This window comes from Cohnella sp. 56, from assembly GCF_037963805.1.
Classification (GTDB): Bacteria; Bacillota; Bacilli; order Paenibacillales; family Paenibacillaceae; genus Cohnella.
The window spans coordinates 173,685-186,241 of record NZ_JAZDQE010000012.1 but is presented as its reverse complement, the minus strand read 5'-3'; the positions used below and the strand labels follow the sequence as shown (position 1 = coordinate 186,241).

The window sequence follows — 12,557 nt, the reverse complement described above, 5'->3', positions numbered from 1 at the left end:
GAGCGTACGCCTTGCCATGCCAGGCAGCTTAATGAAAGGAACACAGTACGATATGCACTGTGTTCCTTTTATTTCGGCTTCGAACGCTCGGGTGGGGGCAGCATCGACAGCGCCGATTCAATGCATTGCCGATCCATTCCGGGCCGGGATTCGATTTTTTCAAGACGGTTATGCCGACAAATGCGGTCACCAAGGACTGCGCTATAGCCCGGCGGTCTACCGAACCGCCGAGCTCCCCCGCAGCTATTCCCCGCGCGATCGTCTCTTCGAATATGGCCGCCAAATACAGCTGATGCTCGCGTGTCAAAACTTCAAATTTCGCATCGTGCGGAGCCAGTTCGACCATCGTATTGACGCAAAAACAGCCATCGCGCGCGTGCTCTCTGTTTGGGAATGCCCCCTCATCGAACAGGCTTCTGAAAGCAGCCTTGACGCTTGTAGTCTTGCTAAGCTTCATACGAACGTTTTTGGCATGCAGTTGATATTTTGGATAGGTACGTTGAAGCGGCGTCCATAACATCACAACCTATAAGCCTCTCTGACTCGGCCGTTGGCCAATTCGAGAGGCTTATCGGCTAATCCTCGACTCCATCAAATGCCAACAATCCTAGGTCTAACAAAATGATACATACAAGACTGATTAGCTTGTACTTCCGGTTCGTGAGGTAGTATTCTTCCTGTTGATTAAATATAAATAAGTTCGTGTCGGAAAAATGGTCCAGATCGTATTCGCTTATACCTAGTTGCTTCAGTGCGAGAACCATTTCTGAAACAGCTTTTGTCAGTGTATCCTCGTTAATTCTGCACTGGTTCAACTTTTGATCCCTCAGATAAGCCTTTAACTCACTCCCTGTCTCGAATGCCAATCCAAATGAGTTGTCTATGAAGTTAGAAGCAACGAAACTTTCAATGGCCGGATAGCTTATTAAAAATAATCCCTGCATGCCGAACCCGTTGCTTTCCCGAGAATTGCTCAGCGATCTCATGAGATGCCTTATATGAACCGGATCGGTATTGGATTTCACATCCCGGTCAAATACGTAAAAGATCGCTGCACGATCAACGGGGAATTTATATTGCTCAATTAACGTTTCAAACATCATATCCAGAAATTCGTCGGCATCATTCACGAACTTGAGCGCAGATTCCTTCGTATTGATGACAAAAATTGAAGACTGGGTGCTCTCTTGCGGGTTGAATTTTTTATATTTGAGCATGCGATTAAGTTTTTCAAATTGGAAATTAAAGATTCGAGTAAAAACGCGATGCAATAAATAAAATTCAGTGTCCAAACCCTCCACAATAAGCAACACTTTCCCAATGTTCTTATCGCGATTAAATCTGATCATTCATAATCATTCCTATACTCCGGTATGCCGCCAAACACTCCGCTCGTATACATTTTCTCAAGATTTTGTGCTACACGCGGTTGTTCCGATGAAAATCTCTTGAGAAAGCTGCCGTGAATCCCATTAAAATCTACAGCATAAATCTGATCCGGCCGGAGAAGCGAGTTCGTGAGCAAGTTGGTCGAGTGAGATACGATGAAAAGTTGCGCATTGTTTGAATGCTTCATGAAGTATCTGATCAGCAGCTCTTCCAGGAAATTATGAAGACCGCTGCTGAACTCGTCGACGATTAACAATCCGCCATGTCTGACGACATGGAAGAAGGAAGGCAAGAGCCGCAACAACTTCTGATTGCCTAACGATTCCAATGGAAATGGAATCGGCTCTCCTACTCCCTCTCGCTTAAAAAATATATTTTTTTCATCGGGCGATTCGATCGTGGTCACATTGCCTGAACTTAGATTGGAATACTCTATTCTTTGATTAAAATTAAATTGCTCGAAAAAACGATTAATTTCATCTACGCCTTGATAATCAAGGTATTTATTAATATCCAAGTCTAATTTCCCGGGAGAAATGATCGTTTCCCTGTAGCCGTCTATATAAACGGAGTTCATGAGAAAATCAAACCATTCCTTCAGTAAACTCTGATTTCTAAACTTTGTATTAAAGTAAATTTCCCGGAGAAGCAATGAATTAGAATCTATATCGTTATAAAAATCATTCTCGGTTATTTTAGATTTGGCGCTCTGTCCAATTCGGTTCAAAACAACTTCATCTGCAATTGACAAAGTTTCCACGAAACTTTTTGTATCCATTGCATATTCAATAAAGTATTTTATTCGCGTATCGGAAAATTCGAATTCATACGCTAAGTCCAATACTTTTTCATTTGAAAACAAGCATCTATACAACGCCATACTCACATTTCTTTCGGCAAACAAAAGGTCAAATAGCACTTTAATTGCGCGGATCGCATTTGTCTTTCCTGAGGCATTCCCCCCAAAAAAGAAGGCGCCTTTTAACGTATTGTTATTTACGTTTGTGTTCGTTAATACTTTATATCCTGTTGCATTCAGGTCCACCGTCGTTTCCGTCTTAAACGAAAGAAAGTTGTTCATCGTTATTTTTCTTAACATTTGGATAACACTCCCTTCAGCTATCATTATAAATCACACCGTAATAAATATACAGAACGATATATAAACACCGTAATTTTTTTACGACAAAAACAGACAGCACCTGCGACATCTGTCGTACAATGCAAACAGCCTCACCGCTCCGCCCCCCGATACTGCCCCGGCGTGACGCCGACCGCGCTCTTGAACGCCTTCGTGAAGTAATGAACGTCGGCGAAGCCGCAGTACTCGCTCGCTACCTTGATCGGATAGCCGCTCCGCAGCAGCTCCTTGGCATGCTCGATCCGCATCCGCAGCAAATATTGGTGAGGCGTCGTACCGAATGTCTCCGCGAACACGACGTTGAACCTGGACGGCGACAGCCCCGCCCGCTTCGCCATGTCCTTGACCGAGATCGGCTCCGATATATGCAGCGCGAAGTATGAGGTGATCCAGTTCAGCAGCGGCCTGGCATGGCTCGCGGCCGATTGGGGCGCCGTCATGAACTCGCTCGCGACGGCCGCATACCATTCGTGGGCGAGGCTGTGCGCGGTCTGCCGGCCTGCATAGGTGCGCGTCTGCCAGGCTTCGATCATCTTCATCACCAGGTCGCGCATGCGCTGCGGGTGCTTGAAGTCCAGCTTCATCGGCAGCTCGAACGATTCGCTGTCGTTCAGCCTCGGCTGCATCAGCTCGGCGTACGGCGTCATGTCGATCTGGCCGGGCAGCGTGATGAAGCTCTCCCGCCGTCTCGGCAGGTAGAAGAAGTCGAGGTGCACGTACGGGTTGATCGTATCGTCGAGGCCGCGGATCGTATGGCGGTCTCCCGGCTGTAGCAGACAGTGGTCCCCGGGCTTCAGCACATGTGTGCGGCCGTCCAGCTCGATCTCGAACGTGCCTTCCTGCACGTAGAAGATCAAGTAGTCGAGCAGGCTGCGTTCTCCCAGAAAAAAGGGGCGGCGAATCGCATAATCCGCGTTGCGAATGTAGGGTGCGACGTCATAATCCTCGATTTTCAGAAGGCAGCCCTCCGCACAAATTCAGTTGTTTTTTACACCGAATTCATGTCTTATTTGCAATGATTTCAGCGGTATCGCCTTTTATTATTAGGCTAGCAGCGCTGCATGGCAAGTATCTTATGACGATGAAGAGAGGAATTGCTATGAGCCGAATTTACAAAGGACAGCATACGCGCGAGATCTCTTTTCCGCTGGGCGGCATCGGCACGGGCTCCATCGGTCTGTCCGGCAACGGACGGCTGATCGACTGGGAAATTTTCAACCGGCCAAACAAACGGAGCGTGAGCGGCAACAGCCACTTCAGCATCAAGGCGGAGCAGGACGGCAAGGTGCTGGACGCCCGCGTGCTGAACGGCGACCTGCAGGCGCCTTATGTGGGCCAGCCCCGGCGCGGCGCCGGCCTGCACAGCGGCTACGGCTTCGGGCCGGATACGGCGACGATGGCCGGACTGCCTCATTTTCGCGATACCGAGTTCACCGGGCAGTTCCCGGTCGCTTCCCTCTCCTTCCGCGAGCCTTCTTTTCCCGGCGTCGTGAAGCTGCTCGCCTACAACCCGCTCATCCCGCTCAATGACCGCGATTCGAGCATTCCCGCCGCATTGTTCGAGATCGAGATCGACAATACGGACACGCGCCCGATCACGTACACCGTCTGTCTGAGCGCAGCCAATCCGCAGGCGGTCGGGCAAGCCGAACACGCCTACGACGAGCGCGCGCTGGACGACGGACGCCCGCTCCGTGTGCTGAAGCTGTCCTCGCGCCGCCGCGAGGCGGACGATCCTGCCTTCGGCGATGTCGCGATCGCGACCGACGCCGCCGATACGAGCCACCAGCAGTATTGGTACCGCGGAGACTGGCTCGATCATCTGGAAATGTTCTGGCGCGACTTCACGACGCCCGGCGCGTTCGCCAATCGCATCTACGACGAAGACCCGCCCGCCGGCACGACGCGGCCGGACATGGCCTCGCTGGCCGCGCGCGTCACCGTGCAGCCGGGTCGGCGCGAGCGCGTCCGCTTCGTCATCGGCTGGAGCTTCCCGAACGTGCACAACTTCTGGAACAAGGAGCCGGAGGGCACGACGATCTGGCGCAACTACTACGCCTCGCTGTTCGCCGACTCCGCCGCCAGCGCTTCGTATGCTCTGAACCATTGGGACCGGCTGCTGGCCGATACGCTGGCTTTCAAGGACGCCCTGTTCGGCTCTACGGTGCCCGAAGTCGTCACGGAAGCGGTATCCGCCAACCTCGCGGTGCTCAAGTCCGCGGCGACGCTGCGCCTGACGAACGGAGAGTTCTACGGCTTCGAAGGCTGCATCGAGGACGAGGGCTCCTGCGAGGGCTCCTGCACCCACGTCTGGAACTACGCCTATGCGCTGCCCTTCCTGTTCCCGCAGCTCGAACGGAGCATGCGCGAGCTGGACTTCAAGTACAACCAGTGGGACAGCGGCAAGATGTCGTTCCGCCTCATGCTCCCGCTCGGCAGAGAGGCGTCCGCCTTCCATGCCTGCGTGGACGGCCAGTTCGGCGGCGTGATCAAGGCGTACCGCGACTGGAAGATCTCTGGCGACACCGCCTGGCTGCGCGCCAACTGGGAGGCAATCAAAAAATCGATCGCCTACGCCTGGGACGAAGCGAACGAGGACCGCTGGGACCCGCAGCAATCGGGCGTCCTGACGGGACGGCAGCATCATACGCTCGATATGGAGCTCTACGGGCCGAGCGCGTGGCTGAACGGCTTCTATCTGGCCGCGCTCAAGGCGGGCGCGGAGATGGCGCGGCATCTGGGCGAGCCGGATACGGCCGAGCTGTACGAGGCGCTGTTCCAAAAGGGCAAGGCGTGGACGGATGAGCATCTGTTCAACGGCGAGTACTATGTGCAGCGGGTCGACCTGGACGATCGGGGCGTGCTTGAGCCCTATAGCGACGCAGTGGTCAACCGCTACTGGAACGCGGAGCGCGGCGAGATCAAGTATCAGATCGGCGAAGGCTGCGCCATCGACCAGGTCGTCGCGCAGTGGCACGCCAATCTGAGCGGGCTGGGCGAGATCTTCGATCCCGCGCAGACGGCGAGCGCGCTGCGCGCCCTCTATCGCTACAACTTCAAGCCTTCACTTCGGGACGAGGCGAATACGTGGCGGCTGTTCGCCCTGAACGACGAGGCCGGCCTCATGATCGCCTCCTGGCCGGGCGAGACGCGCAAACCATATATCCCGGTGCCCTATGCGACCGAGATGATGACCGGCATGGAGTACCAGGTCGCCTCCCATATGATTCAGGAAGGAATGGTCGACGAAGGGCTCGAGATCGTGCGGGCGGTGCGCGACCGGTACGACGGCGAGAAGCGCAATCCGTGGAGCGAGATCGAATGCGGCAGCAACTATGCGCGCTCGATGTCCAGCTATTCGCTGCTGAACGCTTACGGCGGCTTCGAATTCGATCTCGTGCAGGGGCTGATCGGGTTCAATCCCGTCCGCAGCGAGGACGGCCGGTTCCGCACGTTCTGGTCGCTCGGCAGCGGCTGGGGCACGTTCGAGCTGACCGAAGACCATGCCGAGCTGACGCTGCTGGGCGGACAGCTTGCGCTGCGCGCGCTGAAGCTGCCGCGGCAGGCGCTGGAGCGGATCGGCGCCGTCCGGATCGGCGAACAAGCGGCGGACTACACCGCCTGCGAAGACGCGATTCGCTTCGCCGCGCCCTGCACGTTCACGGCCGGACTGCCGCTGCGGATCGAGCTGAACGCTTCGCATTGATTTAGAGGAACTCCACCCTGCGAGCGCGAATTCTCCTGTATACCATTTTTACAAAAGATCGTTTCCCGATCTGATGAGCTTCGGGGATGGGTTGGAGAAAAAAGGGAAGTTCGTGTTCGAACAGCTGATCCAAAGTTTGAAGTAATCCAAATGCACGGTCAAGCGGAGCCGGTATCCCTGCGGTCACGCTCGTCTATATTCTAACTTGTAGATGTCGTCGACTCTGTTCAGCACAGCCTGGGCCTGGTCGGCGAATATCAACTCGGCGACCCGCCCCTTTTCCACGTACACGCCGGTCTTGCCGCGCAGCTCCCCGAGCGCCGCTTCGTACAGCAGGCCCGCACCCTTCGCGGGCGGCGCAAAGAACAGCTTCATCAGCAGCATGACCGGCAGCGGCAGCCCGGAGCGCTTGCCCTTCCTCAGCGTATTGTTGCCGCCGGGATCGACGCTGCGGATGCGTATGCCGCGCTCGGCCAGCCGCGGCGCGGCCGCCTGCGTCCAGAGCGACAGCGCCAGCTTCGAGGCGGCGTACGGGCCGAGCAGCTTGCGGAAGGTATCGGGCCGCTCCAGAGTCTCTATGCTGAGCGACTTGGTAAATTTAAGCGCGGAGGAAGAAGTATTGATAACCGTCTTGAGCCGTCCCCCGGCGAGCAGATCCTCCAATTCCGTCATCACGATATACGGAACGACCGTCATAAGCTCGTAGTGCAGCTCGCGGCCTTGCTTGGAGTAGCTCAGCTCCGAGAAGCTCCCGCCGGCATTGTTGAACAGGATATCGACCCGGCGCTCCTCCCTTTTGACCGTATCCAGCGTCCGCCTCAGACTGTCGAAGTCGGCCAGATCATCCACTTGATAATTGCGCAGGCGTCCGGCCAGGATGGCTTCCCGGATCAGCGGGTCGTCCGCGGCATACGCCGAGCGATTGATCGTCGCGACTTGCCAGCCTTCCGACAGCAGCCGCCTGGACAATGCCAGCCCGATCCCGGCGCTGGCGCCCGTAATCAGCGCGGTATTCACCTCATCGCTTGTTCTCATTCCCATATGTCCCCTCTCCCGTGCGGGTCTCGATCCCGCATCGTCCGCATTGTACGACTTGGCGTCGACTCCAAGTCAAGACGCCGCATTCGGCGGCCGGATGACCGATAACCGGGATTGACTTGGAGTGGACTCCAAGTTATATAATGCACACAACGCCAATCGCAGAGGGGCTGCAGCAATGAAGGAAGAGCCAGTATTCACGATCAAGCAAACCGCGGAGCTGACCGGCGTATCCGAAGATACGATCCGATACTACGAGAAGATCGCGCTGCTGCCCCGCGCAGAACGCAAGGACAACGGGCACCGCATCTACCGGCAGGACAATCTGGAGACGATCCGGCTAATCGTCTGTCTGAAAAAAACGGGCATGCCGCTGGAGGAGATGCGCCCCTTCCTGAACGTGTCCGTCGACGCCGATCCGGCGCAATACCCGGAGCTGGTCGAGCAGTTGAAAAGCCACCGTGCCCATATCGCCGCACAGATCGCGTCGCTGCAGCAGGTCGTCGATTTTATCGATACCAAGCTCGGTGATGGCAGGCTGCGCCAGCCATGCTCGGCCGGAAGCGAGACGCCCAAGGGACGCACCTTTATTTACAAGTAAAGGCATCCCTTGAAGCCTCCCGGCTTCAAACGGATGCCTTCCGTTCGTATTGAATCACCACTCCGCCACGCTGCCGTCCTGATGCCGCCAGATCGGATTTTTCCAGTCGTGTCCGATCGCCGCCATCTTCCGCACATGGGCTTCGTCAATCTCGATGCCGAGTCCAGGACCGCTGGGGATCGAGACGCAGCCGTCCACATAATGGAATACGGACGGATCGACGATATAATCGAGCAAGTCGTTCCCCTGGTTGTAGTGGATGCCGAGGCTCTGCTCCTGGATCACCGCATTATGGCAGGTCCCATCCACCTGCAGACAGGCGACCAGCGCGATCGGACCGAGCGGACAATGCAGCGCGAGCGCCACATCGTAGGCTTCCGCCATGCCTGCGATTTTCTTGCACTCCGTAATGCCGCCCGCATGCGATACATCCGGCTGAATGATGTCGGCATAGCCGTCCGCGAGCAGTCTCTTGAAGTCCCAGCGGGAGTACATCCGCTCGCCGGTCGCGATCGGAATATTAGTAGCGGCCGCGATGTCCCGCAGCGCCTCGTTGTTCTCGGGGAGCACGGGCTCCTCGAGGAACATCGGGCGGAACGCCTCCAGCTCCTTGGCCAGAATCTTCGCCATCGGCTTGTGGACGCGGCCGTGGAAGTCGATGCCGATTCCCAGATGTGGACCGGCTGCTCCGCGTACGGCGGCTACCCGCGCCAGCACCTGATCGATCTTGGCGTACGAATCGATATATTGCAGTTCCTCCGTCGCGTCCATCTTGACGGCGGTGAAGCCTTCGACTTGCGCGCGCAATGCGGCTTGCCCGACATCTGCGGGACGGTCCCCGCCGATCCAGGAGTACACCTTCATCTTCTGACGGCATGCGCCGCCCCTCAGCTGATAGATCGGGGCCTGGTGATACTTGCCCTTGATATCCCACAGCGCTTGATCGACACCAGCGATGGCGCTCATCAGCACGGGGCCGCCCCGATAGAATCCGCCTCTGTACATCGCCTGCCAATGGTCCTCGATGGCGAGCGGATCCTTGCCGATCAGATACCCGCTCAGCTCCTCGACCGCGGCTTGCACCGTGCGGGCCCTGCCTTCCACGATCCCGCACAAACGAAGGCGGCGATATTTTTGCAACCATCCGTAGTTTCATTTCTACCCTTCTCAAGAAGAACCTTCCGCTTCACGCCTCTCTCGCAGCTGCCATGCGCGGCCATTTCTCTTTTTGAACACCTAAAAGTAGTAACTGCCGCACATCGCTATTCCGCGCTCGAGGCCGTTTTTCGAACACATAAGAATGCCGCACATCGCTATTCCGTGCCGGGGGCCGTTTTTCGAACACATAAGAATGCCGCACATCGCTATTCCGTGCCCGGGGCCGTTTTTCGAACACATAAGAATGCCGCACATCGCTATTCCGTGCCCGGGGCCGTTTTTCGAGCACATAAGGATATCGCACATCGCTATTCCGTGCCCGGGGCCGTTTTTCGAACACATAAGAATGCCGCACATCGCTATTCCGGCCGGGGACCGTTTTTCGAACACATAAGAATGCCGCACATCGCTATTCCGTGCCCGGGACCGTTTTTCGAACACATAAGAATGCCGCACATCGCTATTCCGTGCCCGGGACCGTTTTTCGAGCACATAAGGATGCCGCACATCGCTATTCCGTGCCCGGGGCCGTTTTTCGAACACATAAGAATGCCGCACATCGCTATTCCGTGCCGGGGACCGTTTTTCGAGCACATAAGGATGCCGCACATCGCTATTCCGTGTCCGGGGCCGTTTTTCGAACACATAAGGATGCCGCACATCGCTATTCCGTGCCGGGGACCGTTTTTCGAGCACATAAGGATGCCGCACATCGCTATTCCGTGTCCGGGGCTGTTTTTCGAACACATAAGGATGCCGCACATCGCTATTCCGTGCCCGGGGCCGTTTTTCGAACACATAAGAATGCCGATAAATTCAAATCCATTGAGGAAAGCGCTCTGGCGGCTTTTATCGCAACATACTCAGCAGGAGCCTCCCACCTGCAGCCGCAGTTTTCTCGCTTGCAGCACGCTCCGGCCCCCTCGGCCTTCCAGTAGCGGTGGATTTTCTCGCTTGCAGCGACGGCCCGCTCCTGCAGCCGCACTTGCAGCACGAAAAAACGTTACCCGATCGTATGCGATGCAGGAGGCATAGCCGGACTGTCTCGTCAGCGAGAGATAGCGACTTATTGGTAGTAAGGTTAGATCACCCAAGCTGCGACGATATGGTGCTGAGTGTGATAACGAGGAAGCCTACCCTGCAAAAGTGCAGGGTAGCGCCGCGTTTGGAAGGATCGCGGGCTGCTACCTCACAAAAGTGCAGGATAGAGCGCCTCAGCAACGGCATTTAGTCTCATCATCGGTATCCATACTGCACTTTCTCTTTTGCACGGTACACTCGGACAGCATCTATCCTCGCTCGGCTATATCGCACTTTTGCGCGGTACACTTGAGCGTATACCATGCCATGCACGGCCCACTTCTCGTTTTCTCATCCTGTCCACCACCACCACCACCACCACCACCACCACCACCAGGTTATAAATTGAATAATGCTTAAAAAGACACGCCTTGGCGGCGTGTCTGCAATTTGCATATGGCGGAACGATGCCAGTCTCCGGTTATGATCCGATACTAAATGGCGGAACGATGCCAGTCTCCGGTTATGATCCGATACTTAGAAGATCGCGCTGCCGGCGCGTCTTGTGCCGCCTCATGTGAAGCATGCCCAGCCCGCCTCAGGCGACTCCCCATGCGAAGTACTCCCAGCCCGCCGGGCCGCCGTTCGGGCTGGCCGCCTTGAGCGGGGTGCCCGATTCGCCGGGATTAACGCTGACGTACGTCCCCCAATAGGGCGACCGGAGCGCGATCAGGCCGCCGCCGCAGTCCTGCCACTCGAGCTGCTCCCAGGCGGACTTGGCCGATGCGCTCGCGGCCAGCGGATGCGCGAAGCTGCTGTCGCCGAGCGCGCTCACGTACAGATTGTTGCGCAGCGACTTCAGCGCGATGTAGCCGCCGCCCGCGTCCTCCACGGCGAATTGCTCCCAGGTGCTCTCGAAGCTCTTGGTCGCCGCGAGCGCGTTGCCGTCCAGCACGGTGACGTATTTGCCGCTCGCGCCGGACTTCAGCCAGATCGTGCTGCCGATCGGCGGCGTACCCGATCTCGCAGGCGCGTACACCTCGAACTCATACAGCGAGTACCCGTAGCCGGTACCCCGCTGCATCCCGTACATCCGCACATACCGCGCCTGCGTCGGCGCAAACGAGATCGCGTCGAGTCCCCCGTCCCCCGTGGTCGTCGTGTAGACGTCCGTCCAGGCGAGTCCGTCCAGCGACGTCTGAATTTTATAGCTTTTCCCGTAAGCCGTCTCCCACCGCAGCTTGACGCTGCCGACGGTGCGGCTCGCCCCCAGATCGACGCTGATCCATTGCGGATCGCTCGCCCCCGAAGCCCAGCGCGACAGCGGGGCCCCATCGAAGGCATAGCCCGCCGGTCCGAGCGCGGCGTTTTCCGTGGACGACGCTGTCGCAGGCTTTTTCAGCGCCAGGTTTTCGTACTTTTGATAAAACGCAATTTGCCCGATCAGCCTATTGGCGATCTTGATATGGCCGTTGTCGTTCGGATGAACCGTATCGCCGGGCAAGTAATCGCCGGGCGCGCTGACCCAGCCGGTCGTATCGATGTAGAAGACCGAGTTGCCGGCGGCGCTCACGGTACGGACCGCATCGTAAATCTCGTTCGCGAACGCTCCTCCTACCGGCCGCATCGCCAGGATGACCGTGGACGGATACTTGTCGAAAATGTTTTGCAGAAACGCGATGTAATTGCTCTTGAACGTGGCCGCCGGCACGCCGGTGCCGTAATCGTTCGTCCCGATATTGACGACGACCATCTGCGGCGCGTACGTCGAGAAGTCCCAGTCCGGCGAAGTCGCGTAGTTGCCGTTGCGCAGCTTGAAGTACTGCTTCGCCAGGCCGATCTTCGTCGGCAAATTGTTGGGCGTCCAGTTGTCGACGAGGTTGATGCCCGTATGCGCAATCTGCGTATGCTCGTAGCCGAGCTGCTCCGCGCTCAGCCAAGCGTAGTCGGACAGCGCCCCCTTGCCGAGCGCCATGCCCGCGGTGATCGAGTCCCCGGCGAACTCGATCAGCTTGCCCGACACGGCCGGCGGCGATGTCGTCGCCCCCGCATCCAGCACGAGTCCCTGGAACTTGAAGACGCCCTGCTCCGTCTGGCCGTCGTAGCCTGAGAAATAAGTCGAGGCCACTCGCAGCGTATGAACGCCGGATGTCAGCGCGGTCGGCGTCAGATTGACGGTGCCCGTGGCATTCGGATAATACGTCTCCACGCCGTCGATCGACACGTACAGATTGATTGCAGCCGCCAGCTTCAGCTTGACAGTCGTCCCCGAGAAGTTCACCTTGAAGTAGGCGCCGCCCCAATCGTTGCGATAGGTGGCGGCATCGCTCCTGTCCCATCTGCCGAAATACTGGATATTCTCGTCGCTCGGCAAACCATTATTCGTCGCGGCCCGCGCGGGAGCCGGACGCACGATCGCCATAGCGCCGAGCACAAAACACATCATCGCAACGCAGCTTAGCCAAACGGCCGGTCTCGTCATCGTCGCATCTCCACCCCTCAAC

The 12,557-nt window shown here is 57.0% G+C and carries 8 protein-coding genes and 1 pseudogene; 2 read left to right on the top strand and 7 right to left on the bottom strand.

Annotated elements, in window-relative coordinates; all coding sequences use genetic code 11:
- Nucleotides 1–28: 28 nt before the first annotated feature.
- The 4 genes from VQ071_RS20335 to VQ071_RS20320 form a co-directional block, all read right to left on the bottom strand.
- Nucleotides 29–346 carry a hypothetical protein gene (locus VQ071_RS20335; protein WP_445293320.1) on the bottom strand — a complete coding sequence of 106 codons (318 nt, stop codon included), beginning with the start codon at nucleotides 344–346 and terminating at the stop codon, nucleotides 29–31.
- Between the two features lie 229 nt (nucleotides 347–575).
- Nucleotides 576–1,349: a hypothetical protein gene (locus tag VQ071_RS20330; RefSeq protein WP_340516020.1), complete on the bottom strand. Its 774-nt coding sequence runs from the start codon at nucleotides 1,347–1,349 to the stop codon at nucleotides 576–578.
- The gene (locus tag VQ071_RS20325; RefSeq protein WP_340516019.1) at nucleotides 1,346–2,470 is read right to left on the bottom strand and encodes an AAA family ATPase; all 1,125 of its coding nucleotides are present in this window, start codon (nucleotides 2,468–2,470) and stop codon (nucleotides 1,346–1,348) included. Before VQ071_RS20325 ends, VQ071_RS20330 begins: the two co-directional genes overlap by 4 nt.
- Nucleotides 2,471–2,622: 152 nt before the next feature.
- Nucleotides 2,623–3,399: an AraC family transcriptional regulator gene (locus VQ071_RS20320; RefSeq protein ID WP_340516118.1), complete on the bottom strand. Its 777-nt coding sequence runs from the start codon at nucleotides 3,397–3,399 to the stop codon at nucleotides 2,623–2,625.
- Nucleotides 3,400–3,629: 230 nt separating this feature from the next.
- Between VQ071_RS20320 and VQ071_RS20315 the strand changes: the two genes are divergently transcribed.
- Nucleotides 3,630–6,236, top strand: coding sequence for a GH116 family glycosyl-hydrolase (locus tag VQ071_RS20315; RefSeq protein ID WP_340516018.1), 2,607 nt, complete (start codon nucleotides 3,630–3,632; stop codon nucleotides 6,234–6,236).
- Nucleotides 6,237–6,419: 183 nt separating this feature from the next.
- Here the strand turns inward: VQ071_RS20315 and VQ071_RS20310 are convergent, their stop codons facing one another.
- Complete coding sequence (locus tag VQ071_RS20310) at nucleotides 6,420–7,271, bottom strand: SDR family NAD(P)-dependent oxidoreductase (RefSeq protein WP_340516117.1); 852 nt, start codon at nucleotides 7,269–7,271, stop codon at nucleotides 6,420–6,422.
- 181 nt (nucleotides 7,272–7,452) lie between these two features.
- On the opposite strand from VQ071_RS20310, the gene VQ071_RS20305 reads away from it, so the two are divergent.
- Complete coding sequence (locus tag VQ071_RS20305) at nucleotides 7,453–7,875, top strand: MerR family transcriptional regulator (protein WP_340516017.1); 423 nt, start codon at nucleotides 7,453–7,455, stop codon at nucleotides 7,873–7,875.
- A gap of 54 nt (nucleotides 7,876–7,929) precedes the next feature.
- Here the strand turns inward: VQ071_RS20305 and dgoD are convergent.
- Together dgoD and VQ071_RS20295 are read right to left on the bottom strand one after the other, a co-directional pair.
- Nucleotides 7,930–8,982, bottom strand: a pseudogene (gene dgoD, locus VQ071_RS20300) (galactonate dehydratase); the annotation flags it as partial.
- A 1,669-nt stretch (nucleotides 8,983–10,651) separates the two neighbouring features.
- A complete protein-coding gene (locus VQ071_RS20295; RefSeq protein WP_340516016.1) occupies nucleotides 10,652–12,535 on the bottom strand; it encodes a discoidin domain-containing protein in 1,884 nt (627 codons plus the stop codon).
- Nucleotides 12,536–12,557: the final 22 nt, after the last annotated feature.